This is a genomic window from Algoriphagus hitonicola, from assembly GCF_900113375.1.
In the GTDB taxonomy this organism is placed as follows: Bacteria; Bacteroidota; Bacteroidia; order Cytophagales; family Cyclobacteriaceae; genus Algoriphagus; species Algoriphagus hitonicola.
Genome location: NZ_FOPC01000013.1, coordinates 1 through 22,123, shown reverse-complemented (window position 1 = coordinate 22,123; position 22,123 = coordinate 1). Strand labels below are relative to the sequence as shown.

The 22,123-nt window shown below is 43.5% G+C and carries 23 protein-coding genes; 15 read left to right on the top strand and 8 right to left on the bottom strand.

What is annotated here, in order from left to right; all coding sequences use genetic code 11:
• The 3 genes from trkA to BM043_RS15890 form a co-directional block, all read right to left on the bottom strand.
• The gene (gene trkA / locus BM043_RS15900; protein WP_092793455.1) at positions 1-1,347 is read right to left on the bottom strand and encodes a Trk system potassium transporter TrkA; all 1,347 of its coding nucleotides are present in this window, start codon (positions 1,345-1,347) and stop codon (positions 1-3) included.
• A gap of 141 nt (positions 1,348-1,488) precedes the next feature.
• Positions 1,489-2,736, bottom strand: coding sequence for a DNA recombination protein RmuC (locus BM043_RS15895; RefSeq protein ID WP_092793454.1), 1,248 nt, complete (start codon positions 2,734-2,736; stop codon positions 1,489-1,491).
• Positions 2,726-3,739: an alpha/beta fold hydrolase gene (locus BM043_RS15890; protein WP_092793453.1), complete on the bottom strand. Its 1,014-nt coding sequence runs from the start codon at positions 3,737-3,739 to the stop codon at positions 2,726-2,728. Before BM043_RS15890 ends, BM043_RS15895 begins: the two co-directional genes overlap by 11 nt.
• Before the next feature lie 65 nt (positions 3,740-3,804).
• On the opposite strand from BM043_RS15890, the gene BM043_RS15885 reads away from it, so the two are divergent.
• Genes BM043_RS15885 through BM043_RS15870 form a run of 4 tightly spaced genes read left to right on the top strand, consistent with a single transcriptional unit; the run spans position 3,805 to position 6,503 of the window.
• Positions 3,805-5,055, top strand: a complete 1,251-nt coding sequence (locus BM043_RS15885) for an Nramp family divalent metal transporter (protein ID WP_245753059.1) — start codon at positions 3,805-3,807, stop codon at positions 5,053-5,055.
• A gap of 53 nt (positions 5,056-5,108) precedes the next feature.
• Positions 5,109-5,657: an RNA polymerase sigma factor gene (locus BM043_RS15880; protein ID WP_092793451.1), complete on the top strand. Its 549-nt coding sequence runs from the start codon at positions 5,109-5,111 to the stop codon at positions 5,655-5,657.
• Positions 5,658-5,685: 28 nt separating this feature from the next.
• Complete coding sequence (locus tag BM043_RS15875; RefSeq protein WP_092793449.1) at positions 5,686-6,054, top strand: hypothetical protein; 369 nt, start codon at positions 5,686-5,688, stop codon at positions 6,052-6,054.
• Positions 6,051-6,503 (top strand): hypothetical protein, encoded by a 453-nt coding sequence (locus BM043_RS15870; protein ID WP_092793447.1) that lies wholly within the window; start codon positions 6,051-6,053, stop codon positions 6,501-6,503. The genes BM043_RS15875 and BM043_RS15870 overlap by 4 nt, the downstream gene beginning before the upstream one ends.
• Positions 6,504-6,579: 76 nt before the next feature.
• Here the strand turns inward: BM043_RS15870 and mscL are convergent, their stop codons facing one another.
• Complete coding sequence (gene mscL, locus BM043_RS15865) at positions 6,580-7,008, bottom strand: large-conductance mechanosensitive channel protein MscL (RefSeq protein WP_092793445.1); 429 nt, start codon at positions 7,006-7,008, stop codon at positions 6,580-6,582.
• Positions 7,009-7,184: 176 nt separating this feature from the next.
• On the opposite strand from mscL, the gene BM043_RS15860 reads away from it, so the two are divergent.
• The 11 genes from BM043_RS15860 (at position 7,185) to BM043_RS15810 (ending at position 18,734) form a co-directional block, all read left to right on the top strand.
• Positions 7,185-9,230 carry a S9 family peptidase gene (locus tag BM043_RS15860; protein ID WP_092793441.1) on the top strand — a complete coding sequence of 682 codons (2,046 nt, stop codon included), beginning with the start codon at positions 7,185-7,187 and terminating at the stop codon, positions 9,228-9,230.
• 123 nt (positions 9,231-9,353) lie between these two features.
• A complete protein-coding gene (locus tag BM043_RS15855) occupies positions 9,354-9,725 on the top strand; it encodes a methylglyoxal synthase (protein WP_092793439.1) in 372 nt (123 codons plus the stop codon).
• Between the two features lie 3 nt (positions 9,726-9,728).
• Positions 9,729-10,715, top strand: coding sequence for a 6-phosphofructokinase (pfkA, locus tag BM043_RS15850; protein WP_092793438.1), 987 nt, complete (start codon positions 9,729-9,731; stop codon positions 10,713-10,715).
• 129 nt (positions 10,716-10,844) lie between these two features.
• The gene (locus BM043_RS15845) at positions 10,845-11,888 is read left to right on the top strand and encodes a S66 peptidase family protein (protein ID WP_092793436.1); all 1,044 of its coding nucleotides are present in this window, start codon (positions 10,845-10,847) and stop codon (positions 11,886-11,888) included.
• Positions 11,885-12,604 (top strand): SGNH/GDSL hydrolase family protein, encoded by a 720-nt coding sequence (locus BM043_RS15840; protein ID WP_092793435.1) that lies wholly within the window; start codon positions 11,885-11,887, stop codon positions 12,602-12,604. Before BM043_RS15845 ends, BM043_RS15840 begins: the two co-directional genes overlap by 4 nt.
• 149 nt (positions 12,605-12,753) lie before the next feature.
• A complete protein-coding gene (locus BM043_RS15835) occupies positions 12,754-13,365 on the top strand; it encodes a fumarylacetoacetate hydrolase family protein (protein WP_092793434.1) in 612 nt (203 codons plus the stop codon).
• Positions 13,352-15,226 carry a M23 family metallopeptidase gene (locus tag BM043_RS15830; RefSeq protein WP_092793600.1) on the top strand — a complete coding sequence of 625 codons (1,875 nt, stop codon included), beginning with the start codon at positions 13,352-13,354 and terminating at the stop codon, positions 15,224-15,226. Before BM043_RS15835 ends, BM043_RS15830 begins: the two co-directional genes overlap by 14 nt.
• Positions 15,227-15,251: 25 nt before the next feature.
• Positions 15,252-15,701 carry a thioredoxin-dependent thiol peroxidase gene (gene bcp, locus BM043_RS15825; RefSeq protein ID WP_092793432.1) on the top strand — a complete coding sequence of 150 codons (450 nt, stop codon included), beginning with the start codon at positions 15,252-15,254 and terminating at the stop codon, positions 15,699-15,701.
• Between the two features lie 10 nt (positions 15,702-15,711).
• The gene (locus BM043_RS15820) at positions 15,712-16,563 is read left to right on the top strand and encodes a transketolase (RefSeq protein WP_092793430.1); all 852 of its coding nucleotides are present in this window, start codon (positions 15,712-15,714) and stop codon (positions 16,561-16,563) included.
• 18 nt (positions 16,564-16,581) lie between these two features.
• On the top strand, positions 16,582-17,544 hold the full coding sequence (locus tag BM043_RS15815; protein ID WP_092793427.1) for a transketolase family protein: 963 nt from the start codon (positions 16,582-16,584) through the stop codon (positions 17,542-17,544).
• A 587-nt stretch (positions 17,545-18,131) separates the two neighbouring features.
• Entirely contained in the window at positions 18,132-18,734 is a 603-nt protein-coding gene (locus tag BM043_RS15810; RefSeq protein WP_092793425.1) for a GNAT family N-acetyltransferase, read from the top strand.
• A 66-nt stretch (positions 18,735-18,800) separates the two neighbouring features.
• Here BM043_RS15810 and BM043_RS15805 read toward each other — a convergent pair whose 3' ends face one another.
• From BM043_RS15805 to tnpA, 4 genes are all read right to left on the bottom strand, one after another.
• The gene (locus BM043_RS15805) at positions 18,801-19,139 is read right to left on the bottom strand and encodes a HepT-like ribonuclease domain-containing protein (protein ID WP_092793422.1); all 339 of its coding nucleotides are present in this window, start codon (positions 19,137-19,139) and stop codon (positions 18,801-18,803) included.
• Entirely contained in the window at positions 19,129-19,452 is a 324-nt protein-coding gene (locus tag BM043_RS15800) for a nucleotidyltransferase family protein (protein WP_245753058.1), read from the bottom strand. Before BM043_RS15800 ends, BM043_RS15805 begins: the two co-directional genes overlap by 11 nt.
• 26 nt (positions 19,453-19,478) lie before the next feature.
• Positions 19,479-20,978 carry a M43 family zinc metalloprotease gene (locus BM043_RS15795; RefSeq protein WP_092793420.1) on the bottom strand — a complete coding sequence of 500 codons (1,500 nt, stop codon included), beginning with the start codon at positions 20,976-20,978 and terminating at the stop codon, positions 19,479-19,481.
• 336 nt (positions 20,979-21,314) lie between these two features.
• Positions 21,315-21,761 (bottom strand): IS200/IS605 family transposase, encoded by a 447-nt coding sequence (tnpA, locus tag BM043_RS15790; RefSeq protein WP_092793418.1) that lies wholly within the window; start codon positions 21,759-21,761, stop codon positions 21,315-21,317.
• Positions 21,762-22,123 lie beyond the last annotated feature (362 nt).

Below are 22,123 nucleotides of genomic sequence, written 5' to 3'. Positions count from 1 at the left end.
TTAATGGAATAGTTTTTCTAAAGAACCCTTGGCCTGCGGCAAAGCAAGTACAATAGCCTTATCGCCTACTTGAAGCTGGAAATCTCCGTCAGGGATAAAAACCTCTTCCCCACGGATGACACCCGCCACAATAGCAGAGTCCGGAAAATGCAAATCTTTAAGCGTATATTTCGTTAGTCGATTGCTTTTACAAACCGAGTATTGAACAAATTCAGCATCTACCCCATAAATCCCCGAAACCGCCTCCACAGAGCCTTTTCTCAAATAGCGAGAAACTTCATTAGCCGCTACCAGCTTTTTGTTGATCAGCGAATCCACCCCGATACTATGCGAAATATGAATGTATTCCCGGGTATCTACGTGAGCGATGGTTTTATAAACTCCGTGATTTTTAGCCGTAAGACTGGTGATGATATTGGTCTCTGAGGAATCCGTCAAGGCCAAAAAAGCATCCATCTGCTCCAAGCCTTCTTCTACCAAAAGCTCTACGTTTTTATAATCCCCGTTGATCACCAAGGTATTGGGCAGGTTTTCTGCAAGCCATTTGCAACGGTCTTTATCCTTATTTACCAAGGTGACCCGGTAATGATTTTCCAGTTTCAAAGCGGTAGTCAAAGCCATATCGTCGCCACCGATAATCATCACATTTTTGATCTCTCTTTTCTCCTGTCCGATCAACTGAAGAATACTATGAGTATGCTTTTTTGTCGAAATAAAGAATACGTGATCCTGGTTTCTGATGATCGTACTTCCCCTTGGAATCAGCGTTTTTTGATCTCGAAGAATTGCAATAATCCTCACATCATCAAAAATGGGATTGGTACTCATATCCATGATTCGCTGATTGACGAGAGGATTGGATTGATCGAGCGTCACCCCAACGACATTAAGCTTTCCACCTTCAAAATCAAAAACCTCCGTAAAGCTGGAATTCTGTATCAGGTTAAAAATCTCCCGACTGCAAAGCATTGTCGGGGAAATAAGGTTGTCAATTCCTAAATTCTCAAAGTACTTGATATTATCTCCATGGAGGTACGAATGGTTTCTAACCCGTGCCATCACGCGCTTGGCACCCAATTGCTTGGCAAGAACTGCCGCGACAATATTGGTTTTTTCGGAGGTCGTCACGGCTAAAACCATGCTGGCATGGTCCACATTGGCTCGTTTTAAAACCTCTATGGAAGTGGCATCTCCCAGCACAGTCAAGACATCAAGTTTGGACGAAACATAGTCCAAGACTTCGCGCTCGGTATCAATGAGGGTAATGTCTTTATTATCGTAGCTTAATTGCTCAGCCAGGTGATATCCCATATCCCCGGCACCTGCAATTACAATGTGCATTGCCATAAATTCCTTTCTGCAATTTTAATCAGGGCGCAAAAGTAATTGCTTTTCCATTTGGTTATCAGGATTTAACAAAAAACTTTTTTACTCTAAGGGCTAATGTAACAAAGCTCCATTTAAAAAATTCAATTTTCGACCTAAAATTTACAGATCATCAAGCAGGCGTTTACTTTCCGATTCGGGCATTTCCTCTACATCTTTCAGCTTTCGCTGTATAGCCCGAGTTCGCACACCAACCAACTTATCCAGCTCCGAATGGGCTTCGGTGAGTTTTCGCTGTGTCTTCTCGATCAGTTCCCCAAACTTCCCAAATTCCGTTTTGATCGCTCCTAATATTTGCCATACTTCAGAGCTTCGCTTTTGAATAGCTAAGGTGCGAAATCCCATCTGCAGACTGTTTAAAATCGCTGAGAGGGTCGTCGGTCCTGTGACCAAAACCTTGTATTCTTGCTGAATCTGCTGAGTCAATCCGGGTTCGCGAAGAATTTCGGCATAGAGGCTTTCCACCGGAAGAAATAAAATCGCAAAATCCGTCGTAAATGGAGGATTCAAATATTTGTCACGAATATCCTGAGCGGCTTTTTTTACTGCTTTGAAAAGCTCAGCGCGCTGCTGATTGATTTCAGGCTTGGAAGCTAACTCATATGCGTCAACTAATCTGAGATAGGATTCTTGGGGAAATTTCGAATCAATCGGTAATAAAATCGTTTGGTCCTGACCGGGCATTTTGACCGCAAACTCTACCCGTTCCCGATTTCCCTTACCCACTGCAGCATTGATTTCATATTGCTCAGCAGTCAGCAGGTTTTCCAAAATCGCTTGCAGCTGATATTCTCCCAAAACTCCCCTGCTTTTGACATTATTGAGCACTCGCTTAAGATCCCCTACTCCATTGGCAAGGCTTTGCATTTCGCCCAGTCCTTTTTGGACGGCTTGCAATTGGTTGCTGACCATTTCAAAGGATTGACCCAAACGGGCTTCCAGCGTTTTTTGTAATTTCTCGTCCACCGTCTCCCGGATTTTTTCCAGCCGGAGTTCGGTGGATTTCATCAAATCCTCCTGTCGGCGATTGAGTTCGCTGAGTTTTTCTCGCTGCAGGGTATTAAAATCCTGGACATTTTGCCTAAAAACCTCCCCAAAGCTTTTCAAGGCCTCCTTTTGATCTTGGGAATTGCTTCGCAAGGATTGAAAAACCAGTTGAAACTGTCCAGTCAGGTTATCTTGATTTTCCTTCCGAACCAAAGAAAGCGTGCGGTCCAGTTCCTGCCGAAGTTCCTGAATCTGCTGATTCAGAGAATCTGAAAAGGGATCTTTTCGCTTCGAACTGACAAAAAGGACAAGCATTCCTATCTGAAGCAGGATGATCAGAACCAATAAAATTTCAATCGACATAGCTCACGTAATTGGGAGCCTGAAGGTAGTTTTTACGAACCTCCACTCCTAGAAAGGACAGGTATTCTGCGACAGATTCTGTCGGGATTTCCTCCATGGGCACATGGCCGACTCCTTCAAAAATAATCAGATTAGAACCCGATATTCCTTTTTCAAAGGCCAAAGCTTGATTTACAGGAATCCATCGGTCCAAATCTCCCCACATAATCAAGGTAGGCATCGTCAATCGCTCAAAGTCAATGGATGAATCCTTTTTGGAAGAGATTCGGTCTAGGGTAGCTTCCCGATTTCCCTCCCTGAGCATCAATTCAAAATACCGATCCACCGATTCGGCTTTGATTCGCTGGGGATCGCCGTAGACCTCTTTCAAATTCATGGAAAAGAGAAACTTAGGCGTGCATTTCAATAGAATTTTAGAAAAAACCGGATTTTCCAACAGGCGAAAAACCCATCTAGATTCCCTTTCAGAGCTATTTTCTGAAGGGAGTGTCCGGCTAGTAGGACGGGGCGCTCCTGAGGAATTGAGTAAATTCAGTGACAACACCTGATCAGGACGAGTGCTTGCCACTTGAAGGGCAACAGCTCCTCCCATGGAATTCCCTGCGATATGAAATCTTGGCAAATTGAGTTTCTCCGCCAGACGCAAAATCACCTGACCATAATCCTCCACCGTGTATCGCTTGAGTTCATCCGGTCCTGTAAGTCCGTGTCCGGGCAAATCCACCGAGATTGTCATAAAATGGGGACTCAATTCCCGCTGCCATTCATCCCAAGTGTGTAGGGATGAAAAACTGCCATGAATCAAAAATATCGGTACCCCTTCCCCCAAAAATCGAACGTGAAGATTGACTCCATCAACTTCGATAAAGTGGGACTCAGGATAGCTATATTTCTCAATAATTTCTTCTTGGGCGATATCACTCCGATAGAGCAAAGCCAAAAAAATCACAAACGCAAGCAGCAATGAAGCCAGAATTTTAAGAGTTTTACTAAGCCAGTTCATATAAAAAGGATTGATTCCAAAAGGATAACTACTGAAATAACAAATATTCTACCCAAAACACTATTTTGTCAAAAAACTACAACTTGAGCCTTCGAAACTTCCTTCACAATCTCGGACCAGGACCGATCATAACCGCGGCTTTTATCGGTCCAGGAACCGTCATGGTCTGCACCCAGGCCGGCTACCAATTTGGATTTTCGCTGATTTGGGGACTGTTGCTTTCCATTATTGCCACAATCATCCTACAGGAAACGGCAGGAAGAATCGGATTGGCCACCGGAAAAGATTTGGCACAACTTATTCGTAATCAAAAGAATAATACCCTGCTTAAAATTTTTCAGATTGTATTGGTTCTCTTAGCCATCGTACTGGGAAACATCGCTTACGAGTCGGGGAATATCACCGGTTCGCAGTTGGGATTACAGGTATTTTGGGACAGTCCCAGTTTGAGCATAGGAACTTGGCAGATTCAATCTGGTAATTTCCTAATCGGAGCCTTGGCATTTTTTCTTTTGGTTATGGGTAACTATCAGGTTTTGGAAAAATTCCTTGTCAGCTTAGTCATTTTGATGTCCTTGGCTTTTTTGGTGACGGCAGTTTTGGTAAGGCCGGCTTGGGGAGAAGTTTTTGAGGGATTTGTACCCAGTCTTGATTTGGATCAAACGACCACCTTGGTTGCTTTGATTGGTACGACGGTGGTTCCCTATAATTTATTTTTATATGCCGCTTTGGTCAAAAACAAATGGAAAAGTCCCACCGAAATCCACTGGATGAGAAGGGATATTATCCTTTCGGTGATTTTGGGAGGTTTAGTTTCCATGGCAATATTGATCGTCGGAACTGTAAACCAAAGCGTGGAAATCAATTCCGCTCAGGATATAGCCATGGGGTTGGACCAGGTGTTTGGAAGTTCGGGAAAATACTTGATGGGATTTGGGCTTTTGGCCGCAGGCCTGACTTCCTCGATTACGTCTCCCCTTGCGGCCGGATTGGTGATTTGCGGAATTATGGGTTGGAACCAAGATACCAGTTCGGTTCCGATGCGAATAGCAATCGGTTTGGTGGTGGGAATGGGTTTATTTTTTGCGTCTTTTGGCATTAAGCCTTCGCAGCTGATTGCTTTGGCGCAATTGGCAAATGGCATTCTTCTGCCTTTGATATCAGGATGGCTGATTTGGCTCGCCAATCAGAAAAGCTGGATGAAAGCTTATAAAAACCCACTTTGGATCAATATCCTCTCGCTAAGCATTCTTCTGATCACCTTCGGATTAGGATTAAAAAGTATCAGTGCTGTCCTCAACTTGGGGATTTTCTGATCAAAATGTCAATTGAAACTAAACCTTGATGCCCATCAGCGGTCTAATACGCAATGAATCAGAATCCCGACCAGGAAATCCTCCAATTGATCCGGCAGAATCACACCCGAGACATGGGATATCGTCAACTGATTCAGCGGTATCAGCAGCGGATTTACCAAGTCATCAGACGAATGGTTTTGATCCACGAAGACGCTGATGACCTTACTCAAAACACCTTTATTAAGGCTTTCAAGAATATTGATAAATTTCAGGAAAACTCCACCCTCTTTACCTGGCTTTATCGAATCGCAACGAATGAAACTCTGACATTTTTGGAAAAAAAGAAGAATCGGTTTTTCTTTTCCATTGACGATCATCAGCAAAGGCTGGAAAGCTACCTCGATCAGCCGGGCATGCCCACCACCGAAGAAATCGAATATAAACTTGAAAAGGCCCTATTAAAATTGCCTGCCAAGCAGCGGCTTGTCTTTCATCTCAAATATCAAGAGGAACTCACCTACGAACAAATGTCCCAAATCACTGAAACCAGTGTGGGTGCGCTCAAGGCCAGTTATCACCTGGCGGTGAAAAAAATCGAAGAATTCCTAAAAAACGAATAAACCTTCTTCACTAAATAAAGTCTAAATCATGATGAAGCAGCAATTTCCAAAGCTTAAGCCGTTTACAAGCCCTGAGGGATATTTTGAATCCTTGCCCGATCAAATCCTTCACAAACTTGAATCCAAGCCCGATTATTCTTGGGTCAAATGGGCGGCTGCCATTCTCGTTTTCCTATCTGTAGGCACCTATTTCTTTTATCCCAGCTCCCCTGAAAATGAGCTGTTGGCTTTGGAAGAAGAAGTAAACTTATATATCGAATCCAACTACTGGACTGCGGAAGATGTCTTGGGAATGAGCGAAAATCCTGAGGAAATACTTGACGATATTCTCGAAGAAGAAATTCCCTATGCAGATTTACTTTGGGATCAAGAAACTGAAATCACCCTAGATCAATGAAAAAATTACACCTATTACTATCCATTTTCCTTCTCACCGCAATCGCAACATTTGCGCAGAGAGGAGAATCCCGGGATTTTGACCCTGAACGGCTTCAAGCTGCCAGGATTGCCTTTATTACCAGTCGATTGGAATTAAGTCCTGATCAAGCCGAAAAGTTCTGGCCCATCTATAATGAGTACACCGAGAGCCGGGAAGCCAATCTGAAAGAAATGGTGGCGCTTTATCCGAAGCAAGATCAACAAGCCCTGAGCGAGCAAGAAGCAAAGAATGCACTGGAAAAACGGTTCCGAATTCAGCGAAAAATGATCGACGAGGAAGAGAAATTTGTCAAGGAAGTTGCTCAAGTGATTTCCTACCCCCAGGTCATGAAACTCAACGGAATAGCGAGAGATTTTACCCGGATGATTTACCAGCGAAACCGACAAAGGAGATCATCTGATAATTAATTTATTCCCGTAGCAAAATTCCCACTGGTATTTTATTAAAAAAAGGTCCCGCAAAGGACCTTTTTTTATTGATTTCTTAAGATTGTTTCTTGAGTAAATCACGGATTTCTTCCAACAAAACCTCTGACTTTGGAGGTGCAGGAGGTGGAGCTGCTTCCTCTTTTTTCTCCTCTTTGCGATTCATCTTATTAACACCTTTGATCGCAAGGAAAATCACAAAAGCCACAATTACGAAGTCAATTATATTTTGGATAAACATCCCATAATTGATCGTCACCGCAGCCACAGCCACTTCACCGGCGGCATTCATTTCCGCCTCTTTCAGTGTCAGCGCCAATTCTTTGAAATCCATACCGCCAAGTGCCAATCCAATCGGCGGCATGATTACATCATTGACCAAGGAGGTGACGATTTTTCCAAATGCAGCACCAATAATCACACCGACAGCTAAGTCGACGACATTGCCTTTGACGGCAAACTCTTTAAACTCTTTTAGCATTCCCATAAGTGTTGAGGTTGATGGTAAAATTATATCCATCAATATTTCACTAAATTTCCATTATTGCAATATTCGAGTCTAATTACGATCCAAAAACTCCCCCAAATTGACAGAAAATATTTTTTGGGGAACCCGCTCTCTCTGATTTTGATTAACATTGCATCCAAATTTTATTCCCCAACATGCAAGCTCCCAAAGCGACAAAAAAAGACCATTTTATAGAATTTCACGGGCATAGACGCAATGACCCCTATTATTGGATGAATGATCGGGAAAACCCTGAAGTCATCGACTACCTCAATCAAGAAAACGATTACCTTAAGTCCAAAATGAAGGATACCGAGGCGCTTCAGGAAAAGCTTTTTCAGGAAATGAAGGGTCGAATCAAAGAAGATGACCAAAGTGTCCCCTATCTCAAATATGGGTATTATTGGTACAGTCGTTTTGAAAAAGGCGGGGAATACCCCATCTATTGCCGAAAAAGAGGAAATCTGGAAAATCCTGAAGAAATCCTTCTTGATGTCAACGTTTTGGCTAAGGACAAAAGCTATTTTCAGGTGGCTGGAATTGCCGCCAGTCCCGATCTGAATTGGATTGCATTTCCCGTGGATGAGGTGGGCAGGAGGATTTATACCGTTTATTTCAAAAATATTATCACCGGAGAAATCTTGGAGGAAAGAATCCCAAATATGACGGGAAATGTCGTTTGGGCGGGGGATAGTTTGACGCTATTTTACTCCAAACAAGACCCAAATACCCTTCGGGCAAATCAAATTTATAAACACCAAATAGGCAGTTCGCCCGAAAACGATGTCTTGATCTATGAGGAAAAAGACGAGGAGTTTACCTGTCAAGTACACAAAACCAAGTCCGAGGAATTTATCCTAATTCATAGCGAAAGTACCATTTCTTCTGAAATCCGGTTTGCCCGAGCTTCCAAACCCGATGCTGAATTCCAACTTCTGCAAGCGCGAATCCCTCATCTGGAATATGCCGTAGATCACTATGGAGAACATTTTTGGATCCGGACCAATCATGAAGCAAGGAATTTTAAAGTAGTCAAAGCTCCTATCGAAAAACCAGGATTGGAAAACTGGCAGGATTTTATACCGCATAGAGATGAGGTATTAATTGAAGATTTTGATCTTTTTGCAGACTTTTTTGTCAGTCAGGAGCGGAGTAATGGCCTGACTCAGATTCTGATCAAACCTTGGGATGGAAGTCCCGGACATCAATTGGCTTTTGAGGAAGAAACCTATACCACTTGGATCAGCAATAACCCTGAATTTCACACGCCATGGTTGAGATTTGGCTATAATTCCTTGGTGACACCCGCATCGGTCTTTGATTATCACATGCACACCAAAGACCGAAAGCTACTCAAACAGCAAGAAATCGTGGGCGGCTATACCGAATCCGATTACGAATCAGCTAGAATCTGGGCCAAAGCCGAAGATGGGGTTTTAGTACCAATTTCGTTGGTTTATAAGAAAGATTTGTTCAATGCGGACGGCAGCAATCCCCTACTCCTCTATGCCTACGGATCCTATGGATTTAGCATGGATGCCTATTTCTCAAGTAGCCGACTTAGTCTCTTGGATCGCGGATTTGTCTTTGCCATTGCTCATATCCGGGGAGGAGAAGATCTCGGCCGTCACTGGTATGAAGACGGAAAACTACTCAAAAAGAAAAACACCTTCCTTGATTTTATTGCTTGCGCCAATCATCTGATTCAGCAAAAATACACCCTGCCTCAACACCTCTACGCAATGGGTGGAAGTGCCGGAGGCCTGTTGATGGGTGCGGTGATGAATATGCGGCCTGATTTATTTCAGGGAATCATTGCGGCGGTGCCTTTTGTAGATGTAGTGACCACGATGCTGGATGAAAGCATTCCTTTGACTACCGGAGAATTCAACGAATGGGGAAATCCCAAAAATCAGGAATATTACGAATACATGCTTTCTTACTCCCCCTACGATAATGTAGAGGCAAAAAACTACCCCAATCTGCTCGTAACTTCCGGCTTACATGACTCTCAGGTGCAGTATTGGGAACCCACCAAATGGGTAGCCAAACTCCGGGAAATGAAGACAGATGATAAGCTCTTGCTTCTCCACACCAATATGGAAGCCGGACATGGAGGAGCATCCGGTAGATTCAATGCACTGAAAGAAATGGCCTTGGAATATGCATTTATCCTCAAATTGGAACAAATCACGAATTGATTTCTATTGGGGCAGAATGAAACTAAGCGAAAGGAATGGAATGTTTGATTTTATTAGTCAAACATAAATTTTGGGAAAAGGAATTTTTCCTAACTTTGGCAGCAACCTATTAGATAGCTATTCATGAAAATCGCCTTAATCGCCCATGACGGAAAAAAAGCCGATATGGTGCATTTTTTAAGTGGATTCAAAGATCGCCTTCATCAGGCAGATGTGGATCTGGTAGCCACAGGAACTACCGGGGCTCATATCCAAAAGGCCGGTTTTGAAGTTCAGCGAATGTTGTCGGGTCCCATTGGTGGAGATGCGCAAATCGCCGCGATGGCCGCCCAAAAGGAACTGGACATGGTGGTGTTTTTCAGAGATCCTCTGGACAAGCATCCTCATGAACCGGATGTGCAAATGCTGATGCGGATCTGTGACGTACACAATATCCCCTTGGCTACCAATCCTGCTTCGGCAGATCTTATGTTTCGCGCCCTCACTCAAACCTAAAAAATGGAACTGAAAAACATCAAAAAAATCGGAGTACTGACTTCCGGGGGTGATTCTCCGGGAATGAATGCTGCCATTCGTGCGGCTGTTCGGGCCGGTTTTTATTACAACCTGGAGATGTACGGGATTTACCGTGGCTATGAAGGAATGATCCAGAATGACATTAAAAAACTACACTCCGGAGATATCGCCCACGTCTTGGAGCGTGGCGGAACATTCCTGAAGTCTGCCCGAAGCGCGGATTTTCGCACGACCGAAGGACGACAAAAAGCCTACAATAATCTGAAATCCCATGGAATCGATGCCTTGATCGTTATCGGCGGTGACGGTTCGTTGACTGGAGCGCACTTGTTTTACAAAGAATTCGGAATCCCTGCGGTTGGACTTCCCGGCACGATCGACAATGACCTCTCCGGAACGGACGCCACCATTGGCTTTGATACGGCATGCAATACGGCTATTCAGGCAATTGATAAAATCCGGGATACCGCGACTTCACATGATCGATTGTTTTTTGTGGAAGTGATGGGAAGAGATGCCGGCTTTATTGCCATCAATGCGGGAATCGGTTCTGCTGCGGCTGCAATTTTGATTCCGGAGAAAAAAATGGCCATCGAAGAACTCGTTGAGAAACTTCGAATCCGAACCAAAGCTAAAAAGGCATCTAACATCGTCATTGTAGCCGAAGGTGGAAAAAGTGGTGGAGCCGCCGAAATTGCCGAAAAAGTCAAAAAACATCTCCCCTACTATGACATCAAAGTCACCATCTTGGGACATTTGCAAAGAGGTGGAGCTCCGAGTTCCTACGATCGTCTGTTGGCATCCAAGCTTGGCGTTTCAGCCGTAGAGGGATTGCTTCAGGGAAAATATGACGTGATGGCAGGATTGATCAATCATAAAGTCGTCTATACCCCAATCAAACGGGCGATTGTCGATGATAAGGAAGTGGATGAGGATGATTTTCGGGTTGCGAAGATTTTATCAACCTAGATTTTACTCGCAATTTGCAAAGGGCCTAGATCGGCCCTTTTTTTGTTGAATGGGGACCCGTAAGCCTTTTGAATTTCTCTTTCCCGAGAAAGCTAAAAGATTTAATTTCATTTATTGAATCCAAACCTTATGAACAAACGATCCTTTTTAAAGAATTTAGGACTTGCTGGAGCGGCTCTTCCTTTTCTAGCTTTTGATGGCCAAAAATCGGTTCGATCCCAGAATTCGATACTTCCCAATCCCATTCAAAAGGGAAATACCGTAGGCCTCATCAGTCCATCAGCCGCTACTGCTGACCGGATGGAATTCACCTTTGCCAAAGAAGCCTTGGAAGCATTGGGATTTAAGGTAAAACTGGGCGCAAACCTCAAAAATCGCCGCGGACATTTGGCTGGAACGGATGAAGAAAGAGCGGGAGATGTAAATGCGATGTTTGCCGATTCCGAAGTCAAAGCTATTGTTTGTATTCGAGGAGGTTCGGGCGCTTCGAGAATTCTACCAATGATCGATTACGATTTGATCCGGAAAAATCCCAAGCCTTTGATGGGCTATTCGGATATCACTGCTTTGCACTGTGCGATTTATTCCCAAACCGGACTGATTTCTTTTCATGGACCCAACGGAACGGGAAGCTGGAACAGGTTCAATGTCGATCAGTTTGAACAGGTTTTTTTCGAAAAATCCAAAATGGTTTACCAAAATGAACAATCCGATAGTGGAGATTTGGTTATTAAAAATAATCGGATTCAAACGTTGACCCCAGGTCAGGCAAGCGGGAAAATACTCGGGGGAAATCTCACCGTACTCACCGCTTTGAGTGGAACTCCCTACTATCCGGATTTCAAAAATGCCATCATGTACATCGAGGATATTGGCGAAGATCCCTACCGAATCGACCGAATGATGAGTACCTTAAAATTAAACGGTACCTTAGATGCCATTGCCGGATTCGTATTTGGTCAATGCTCAGATTGCAACCCCGGAGGAGGATATGGATCACTGACCGTAGACCAGGTTCTGGATGATTATGTGCTTCCCTTGAGTATTCCTGCGTATTCGGGTGCGATGATCGGGCATATTCCCAAACAATTTATCATCCCCAATGGAGCTTTGGTCCAACTAGACGCCGATCAAGGCAGCATTCAACTGATTCAAGACCTTTTCAACTCATGATTCTAAATACCTTTATCCCATTCGTATTATCTGCGGTTTTTGCTTGTAGTTCACCTCAGGCAAATACCACAATCGAACAACAAAACATGCAAGATCGACCGCTTACCTATTTGGCACTTGGAGACAGCTACACCATTGGAGAAGGAGTCGAAGAAGCAGACCGCTATCCCAATCAATTGATCAAGCGATTAAACACATCTACAGAGCGAACCTGGTCTGATCCTGAGATTATCGCCAAAACCGGATGGACTGTCGAAGAACTCGAAGAAGGGATTTTGGATGCTGCGCCGACTGGAGAACCCTATAATTTGGTGACCCTTCTGATCGGTGTCAATAATCAATATCGGGGCAGACCGATAGACGATTTCCAAAAAGAATTTGAGCAAATGCTCTTACGAGCGATCGGGTTTGCAGGAAATCTCCCCAATCATGTTTTTGTCCTTTCGATCCCGGACTGGGGCGTCACTCCTTTTGCTGCCGAAAAGGGCTCGGATGTTGAAAAAGTCAAATCCGAAATCGACGCATTCAACGCCGCCAAAAAGGAAGTTTGTCGGAAATACGGGGTAGCTTTTATCGAAATCACGGAGGAATATCGTCAAATCGGTGGCTTGCCAGAAATGGTCGTAGAAGATCAGCTTCATCCATCCGCGCAGGTTTATTCCCGATGGACCGAAAAGCTTTTGGCAGAGGTCCTGAAGATTTATCAGAATAATTAAAAACCGACTGAAATTGATTGAAAATTGATGAGGGTCTTTTGAATAAAAATTTTAGCCTTTCATCCTTGTATCCATTTTTTTGCACCGGATATGGTTAATTTCACGTATTGAAAGCCCCAGGAACCAATTTCCAGTAAAGCCTAGAATCTATGAAAATCATCTGCATCGGCCGTAATTACGCGGCGCATATTGAGGAGCTTAAAAACGAAACTCCGGGAAATCCGGTCGTTTTTCTTAAACCCGATACGGCCTTGCTGAAAAGTGGAGCGGCGTTTTATTACCCTGATTTTTCGAAAAACATCCACCATGAAGCAGAATTGGTTTTGAAAATCAGCAAAGAGGGCAAATACATTCAAAAAGAGTTTGCCCATCGCTATTTTGAGGAGATCGGATTGGGAATCGATTTTACGGCCCGAGACCTTCAGGATCAGTGTAAAGCCAAAGGTTTGCCTTGGGAAATCGCTAAAGCTTTTAATGGATCAGCCCCCATTGGAGATTTTCTGCCGGTTTCTGAATTTGAGAACCTGAAAAACATTGATTTTCAGTTGACTATCAATGGAGAAGTAAAGCAAAAAGGAAATACCAGCTTGATGCTTTTTGACTTTGGGACCATCATCGAATACGTTTCTCAATTTTTCACCTTAAAAAAAGGGGATTTGATTTACACCGGTACTCCCGCTGGGGTCGGCCCCGTCCAAATCGGCGATCGATTGGAAGGATTTATTGGAACCCAAAAATTACTGGATTTTGAAGTTAAGTAAGTTCATTTTCACCTTTCTTGCTTTCTCTCTGTTTCAGTTTCAGCTTTTCCCCCAGGGAGTCATTCAGGATTATTTTCGCTCTCCGGTGAAGCCTGGAGGGCGAAATTTTCTGTCTGGAAATTTTGCCGAACTCCGACCCAATCACTTTCACACCGGGCTGGATTACAAGTTTGGCGGAGTAGAGGGCGAACCCATTTATGCCGCAGCTGACGGCTGGGTCCACCGAATCAAAATCTCTACCTATGGCTATGGCAATGTCATTTATCTCAAGCATCCTACCGGACATATTACGCTATACGGCCATCTTCGAAATTTCAACCCTGCGCTTCAGCGCTACCTGATCGAAAAAATGTACGATCGACAGGTGAATGAATTGGAAGTCTATCCCGAACCCGGTGAACTCCCCGTACTCAAGGGTGAACGAATAGCTGATGGCGGAAACTCCGGAAGCTCAGGTGGACCTCATCTTCATTTTGAGATTCGAGATAGTTTGGATCAGGCCATGGATCCTTTACTTTTTGGTTTTCCAGAAGTCCTGGACCGCCTCGCTCCGACACCGCAAAGCATCGCTTTTGTCCCCTTGGAAATAGACTCTCGGATCAATGGGAAATTTCAACGTTTGGAAATCACACCAAGCCCCAACGGAGCAAATTACCGAGTTCCCAATACCATCGAAATCACCGGACCCGTGGGAGTGGAATTCCGGGGATTTGACCAGCTCGATGGGGCCCCAAACCGCAATGGCTTTCCCTATTTCGAATTGATCGAGGAAGACAGTACACTACTAAAACTGCTGGTAGATCAGGTAAATTTCAATTTTTCACGTCAGTTTTTACTCCACACCCATCAAAACCGATTTACCAAACTCTATCATCAACCTGAGCTAAAATTTGATTTTCTTTCCCCAAATCAGCCTAGAGCTGGCTACCTGAATTTGGCACCAAAGAAGGAAAAAAACTATAAACTGATCCTCAAAGATGCCTACAACAATACCCGGGAAATCAGCTTTTCGCTCCGCGGAAAAGACGCTGTGCATCAAGTTGCTGACGGAACTGCCCCACCTCGGGCAAAGGTGGAGTATTTGGGAAATATCCTGAAAATCGAAGCCCCAATTTCTGCTGAAGGTGGTCTAGCGAGATTTTACGTCGGTGCCCATTCTTTCGAAATGCTGCCAGCCTATCAGGACGCCCAAAGCCGGACTTACCTTTGGGATATGCGGTTTGGTATTCCCGAGGAAGTGGATATTTGTTCGGAAGTCGTAATTCCCAATATCCAGGCTTTAATCCCCATGGCTGAAGAGAAATTATTTGCCAAGCGAGGGGTGCAAATGCATTTTGAAGAAAACAGCCTGCTGGAGGATCTTTACCTTCGCGTAGAAGACCGTGGAAGTATGACAAATCCCCGACTCGAGATCAATGATCCCAATGAGCATCTGTTTGCCCCGATTGAAGTCCTTTGGGATGTCTCGGGGTATACCGGAAACCGACAAAAAACCCATGTCTATCAACTTGGCAACCGGGAGCGGCGATCTTTTGTGGGCGGCACCTGGGAAGACGGAAATATCCGCTTCAAAACCAGAAATTTTGGTACTTTTGTGCTGGCTGAAGATCAGACCAAACCAACCATCCGGCCTTTGCGGGTGAATTCTGCCGAGATCCGATTTACCATCACAGATAATCTGTCGGGGATACAGCACTTTGAAGCTTGGGTCGATGGTAAGTGGGTTTTGATGCGCTACGAACACAAACGCGCACTGATCTGGTCCGAAAAATTGGATAAACAAGCTTTCCAAGGACCTGTTATACTTAAGGTCACCGATCAAGCCGGCAATGTCGCCGAGTGGAAAGGGACCATCAGTTAATTTGTTCCACCAAAAATAAAATTTTATGTCACTAGAAGTTGGCCAAAAGGCCCCGGATTTCGAAGCAAAAATTGAAACAGGAGAAACGATCAAACTCTCTGATTTCAAAGGCAAAAAAGTCATTCTTTATTTTTATCCCAAAGACAATACTCCCGGCTGCACGGCTCAAGCCTGTGATCTTCGGGACAATTACGAAGCTTTGCAAAAAGCCGGATATGTTGTTTTGGGAATCAGTTCAGATTCAGAAAAATCCCATCAAAAATTTATCGAAAAGCAAGAATTACCCTTTTCTCTGATTGCTGATGAGGATAAAAAAGTACATGAACTCTACGGAACCTGGGTAGAAAAATCCATGTACGGCCGAAAATACATGGGCACTGCCCGCACCACTTTTGTCATCGATGAAGAAGGGAAGATTGAGGAGATCATCGATAAAGTAAAAACCAAAGAACACACAGCACAAATTCTCAAATAAATCCTCCGTAATGGAAAAAAATTCAATCGAACAACTCCAATCAATCTGTTCTCAGGTACGCAGAGACATTCTCCGGATGGTTCACGCGGTCAATTCAGGTCACCCAGGGGCTTCTTTGGGATGTACAGAGTTTTTTGTAGCCCTGTATTTTGATCAGATGAACCACAATCCGGCTTTCAATATGGAAGGAAAAGGCGAAGACCTATTTTTCCTTTCCAATGGGCATATTTCTCCGGTTTGGTACTCCGTGCTTTCCCGATCAGGCTATTTCCCGATTGAGGAAATGAAAACCTTCCGTAAACTCAACTCTAGACTTCAGGGTCACCCGGCAACTGAGGAAGACCTTCCGGGAATTCGAATTGCTTCGGGATCTCTCGGACAGGGATTATCCGTGGCGATCGGTGCGGCTCAGGTCAAAAAACTGAATGGCGATGATCGTACGGTATATTGCCTGATGGGCGATGGTGAACAGCAGGAAGGACAAGTGTGGGAGGCAGCCATGTATGCCGCTCACTATGGGGTGGACAATTTGATTGCGACGATTGATTACAACGGACAGCAGATCGACGGTCCTACCAAAGAGGTGATGGACCTGAAGAATCTCAAAGGAAAGTGGGAAGCTTTTGGATGGGAAGTCAATGAAATCAAAAAAGGGAATGACATGGAGGCGGTTTTGGAAGGCTTGAACAAAGCCAAATCCCTTGCCGGAAAAGGCAAACCAGTTCTTAACCTTCTTTACACCGAAATGGGCTATGGCGTGGACTTTATGGTCGGCACGCACAAATGGCACGGCGTCGCTCCAAACGATGAGCAATTAGCCAATGCATTGGGCCAACTCCCAGAAACCCTCGGTGATTATTAATCCATCCAACAGAATATCATGAGCTTAGATTTAAAATTCAACTATACAGAAAAGAAAGATACCCGATCCGGATTCGGTGACGGGTTATTGGAAGCGGGACGTAGAAATCCCAAGGTCGTCGGACTGTGTGCCGATTTGATCGGTTCGCTGAAAATGGGGGCTTTCCAGAAGGAATTTCCCGAACGCTTTTTCCAAACCGGAATTGCCGAAGCCAATATGATCGGCTTAGCGGCGGGTATGGCTACCTCCGGCAAAATTCCTTTTACGGGTACTTTCGCCAATTTCTCCACAGGCCGAGTCTATGATCAGATCCGCCAATCAGTGGCTTATTCTGACAAAAATGTAAAAATCTGCGCATCTCACGCAGGTCTGACTTTGGGAGAAGACGGGGCAACCCATCAGATCCTTGAAGATATGGGCATGATGAAAATGCTCCCTCACATGACGGTGATCAACCCCTGCGACTACAACCAAACCAAAGCAGCTACCTTGGCGATTGCCGAATACGAAGGTCCGGTTTACTTGCGATTTGGTCGCCCGAGTTGGCCGATCTTCACTCCTGCCGATCAAAAATTTGAGATCGGAAAGGCGTGGAAAATGATCGATGGAAAAGATGTCTCGATTTTCGCCACAGGCCACTTGGTATGGGAAGCAGTAGTCGCTGAAGCCATGCTTCGCGAAGAAGGAATCTCTGCCGAGGTGATCAATATCCATACGATCAAACCTTTGGATGAGGAAGCAATTTTGGAGTCGGTGAAAAAGACAGGCTGCGCGGTATCTGCCGAAGAGCATCAGATCAACGGAGGTTTGGGGGATAGCATCGCGCAGACCTTGATCCGTCATAATCCTGCTCCATTAGAATATGTAGCGGTTAATGACAGCTTTGGAGAATCCGGTACCCCAACCGAATTGCTGGAAAAATACGGCTTGAATGCCGAGAATATCGTAAAGGCTGTAAAAAGAGCGTTGGCACGCAAATAACCGTTGAGGTCTCCCAAGACCTCGAAGGTTTAGTTTAAAAAGCTAAGATCATCAGGGTTCTTTAAAACCCCAAATATTTCCCCGTTTCTAAAACCTCCGAGACCTGCCAAAAGAAAGGAATCGGAGGTTTTTCTTTTGTGATTACCACAAAGCACACAAAGGGCACAAAGGAAAAGTGAAGGACAATACCAACCTTTGAGGTTTCTTAAACCTCGAAGGTTTTTTCTTTTTTATCAACCACTAAGCACACACCCTGTCCCGAGAATCGGGAAAGAACACGGGGGAAAACTGAAGGACATAAAATCAATTTTCCCCCATCCTCTGTTTAGGTCACCACAAACAGGAATAGTTAGATAATGGGCTAAGGTGAGAATCCGACTAGAACATTACACAACTAATCAAATCGCTTCTCCGAAACTCTGTTTCCTATTATCTTCATCTGATGCTACAATCAAAAGGCCTAGATGAGGCTTAAAAAGCCTAAGTCTTGAAAGGTAAAGCGCCAGCGGCGCGTTTTGATTTTAGAATTGTAAATAGATATAATCTAGAGCAGCAGCGCTGCGATTTGATTTTTAATTTATCGATCGATGAAGTCAAAAATCAACCCCTCATTAATTCTTTTTTTATCCCCTCATTTTCTACATTTTTACCTGATGATCAGCCTCAGCAAAGCAGTCACATTGATTCCCATCCGAGACTCCGATTCGGAAGATTTATTCCAACTGATGAACCGCATCTACAAGGATGCCTATACGGAATTTTGGGAAGATGGGGGCGATTGGTATGTGGACTTGATTTACAATAAGGAAAATGTCCTAAAGGAACTTGCTCGTAAGAGAACCCATTACTTTTTTGTGGAATGGATGGGAGAAAAAGTGGGGATTTTGAAATACGACTATCCCTTTTCACCCCGTGAAATCGACATTCCCAATGCCATGAAACTGCATCGGCTTTACCTCGATCCTTCCACGCATGGTAAAGGCATCGCTAAATCACTTCTCGAGCATTGTGAGCAAGTTGCCCAGGGAGAGAAACTGGATTTTATCTGGTTGGAGGCCATGTCCTGCAAACCTCAGGCAAAGCGCTTTTATGAGAAAAACGGCTTTGAGCAGGTATTGACCTACACGCTTGCATTTGAGAAGCTCTTACCGCAATACCGAGAAATTGAGATTATGCGGAAGCCTATCTGAAATAAAAATTTTCGATTAGCAAATCTCTATTTTACTTGTAATTAAAAGCTGAAAAATACCGGGGTACTATCTACTTTTTAATATTTCCACCTCCCTAGCCAATACGGGAATGTTTTTTTGAATGATGCCCCACAACATTTCTGGCTCAACAGAATCATAAGCATGAGAAATAATATTTCTTAATCCAATAATATTCCGAGAAGCCGTAATTTGAATAGTTGGGTCAATTTCAAGTAATTTTTTTATTGCTTCCCCAATTATTTCTAAATCTCTTTCTACAGCCCTCTGGAAAATGATATTGTTTGAAAAATTAGTAAAGTCATTTTGAGTTTTCTCCTTAATAGAATCTATCTCCCTAATTACGCTTTCGATATCTAAAATATACTTAAGTACTTTAAGCTGCATATAAATCTACTTTGGATTGATCTATAGTCTGCTTCAGTATCGGGTTTTTTAGAGACTTTGTTGAAACTAAATCCACTTTCTTATTTAAGATTCCCTGAAGCTCTTCCAACAAAGAAAAATAGTTGTCCGCATACTCCAAGACATTAATATCATCAAAAAACTCAACAAGAAAATCGATATCACTTGTTTTTTTCAACGTGCCATTTGCTGCTGAACCGAACAAAAAAAGTGAGGCAACCCGATGTTTTTTACATGAGGTAGTAATTTTTTCAAGGTTATTTTTAACCAATTCGATCATATTCCAAAGATACATCAAATTTGACTAAAGAGGCAAAAGCATCATTTAATCGGCTTGACTGTAGGATCAAATTTGCCTTTTTTCCATGGCCTTGGTTTTATCCGGGCAACGGGACTTGACTCAACCGGAAGGAAGTTTGCCTGCTGAATGGTACCGCGGATTTTATTTACTTGGTCAAGGGTAAAGCTGTTTCTTGCGCTGGGTCGATAATCCATGAAATTGGAGGCATAGAAAAATTCTCCCTCGCAGTTTTGAATCATTTGTTCATCGAAAATTTTTCGGTCTTGATTATAAAATTCAGTATCCGGCAGTCTATCTCCGTCTTCGCATAAATCGGTGTCGTTGACAAAGGTGTGCCGTAAACCCAAAAAATGTCCGATCTCATGGAGCATGGTTTTGGTAGATAGCCTTTTATCGATCACAAATCCATAAAAAGAAGTCAGTGGATTGCTTGAGTCATAGCCTGGAGGATAAAAAGCATAACCACCGGCACCTGAAATATTCATGACAAAAATATTTACATATTCCCGGGGATTCCACATCTGCTCGAAAAGAAAAGCATAGGTTTTTTCATCCCTATAAGGAAAAACACCCTTTTCGGCATCTATTCTATTGATTCCTTCCTCTTCTAAGGGAGTTCCATCCGGGCCTGTAGTTGCAGGATAAAACTGAAACTTCGGATCGAGTTGATTATGGCTTTTGCGAAAAGCAGATGGCTTTCCCATCAGCGCCTCATTAGTTTCATCCAAAAGTTGCCGGAGAGATGCCTGCCCAGGGTTTTCAGCAGTACCTCCTGCTTCCCCCCGGTGAACCACATGAAAAACCACAGGCAGATAATAGATTTCCGACAAATCCGGGATTGCTCTGGAACGAAGGATCTTTACCTCACTTTTTATATCCTCTACCTCTGCCCAAAAAGGCAAGTCCCCCGATTCGGTTACGAGGACCCGGTGTAAATTTTCCTGAGGGACACCATTCAAATAAAATTTAAAGTCAGGTTGATACTGGATGGGAAAAGGTCTCCCTTGATAATTTAAAACCCTGACCTCAAAATCCACCTGAGACTTACCGGCAATAGCATAGGGGGAATGGGTAGAATCGGCCATATCTACTTCGATGCGGGAAACGTAGGTATTGGGATCAACGTCAACTACCTTTATTTTAAGGGGTCTCGAACTGACTTTCCCAATTCGCCCGATTACCTCATATTCTCCAACTCGATCGGTAGATATCCGTGCCGGATTCCCCGATTTTTTCCCATCGATCAATAATTGAAGGGAAGGGATCTGATCAAGATACACCTCATCCCCAAAAGCTCCGATAAATTGAGGAGTAACTCTAAGCATCTTTTCTCCGGAATTGAATAAAAAAACAGAGTCACTGGGAATCAGTTGTATTCCTTTGACCTGCACAAAGTCTTCAGGAAGCGGATCTTCCTTTTCCCCGCAGGAAATCAATACAAAACAGATCGAAACATAAAGAAAAAGAGAAACAAATTGCGTAAAAAAGGGTCTGATACCCGGACGAAAATGGTGAATCATCAGAGGATTGGGTTAAATTATTTTTACATAAAGCAGTCTTAATTTTCAGAAGCTGGAATCTAAAATAGATGGAAATCAAGGAAAATCGGTCAAAATTCCACTTCGATTTAACTAACACGAAGCAAGTTTGCCAAACGCTACCTGATGCTAGATCTAAATACAATTTTTCTAGTCACAAATACACGAATGGAAATCCTAAGCCTCTAAAAAAAATCTTTTCTACTGGTATTGGGCATTTTAACTCTCATCTCTTGCTTCCATTCTCTGACCTATCATGGTGGGGATCAAGCCCGAATCACCTGTCCCGATGAGCGAAGCGATTTCGGGAGGTTGTACTTACAAAAGATATTTCTCATCAAATTCGATTTCATGTTCATTCAAAAGGGCTTTGTATTCGTCTAAAAATGAAACGTTCCGATGATGTTCTTCCTGGTTTTTAATGTATGTGATTAATCGCTCTTTGGCCTGTATCGATTCTGTAAAGGCTCCATATCCATCTTGCCAACCCTTAAATTTTGGAAAAATAGCTTCTCTTTTGATAAAATCATCTGCGGCCAATTTGATGTCTTTGATTAAAGAGGAAATGGAAATAGTCGGATGAAGGTGTGTCAAAATATGAAGGTGATCCTCTACCCCATTGATTCGGTAGAGATGGCAATTTTTATTGGTCAATAGTTGATGGAGGTAAGCAAATAGGCGCTTTTTATGATCAGGGACGATGGTGGGTTCACGGTGTTTGGTGGAGAAAACAAAATGATACAAAAGTTGAGTATGTGTGGCCATAACGAATCGGTTTTGTGTGAAAAAAGACAATTTGAAAATCGTGAATTAATTCAAAAATGGCAAGAATGAAATGAGTTCGACCCTTTCAGGCTTGCCTGTCGCAGACAGGGTCGGGAAAACATTAAACGGAAATCATCTTTTCTATTATTGGACGGTGAATCCGTCCAACTTCTCAATAACCGCGGGTGAAACCCGTGGATAGAGGTAACCTACATATAATGGTGGGGCCCAACCCCGAAGGCGGTTGAACTTCTGTGAAGGAAAAAAATGGATCTGCTACATTTGATTGGACAGTAAGTTAAGCCCCTTAACTTAGAACCAATGAAAGAAGGAACAAGAAGAAGTTTTGACAAGGAATTCAA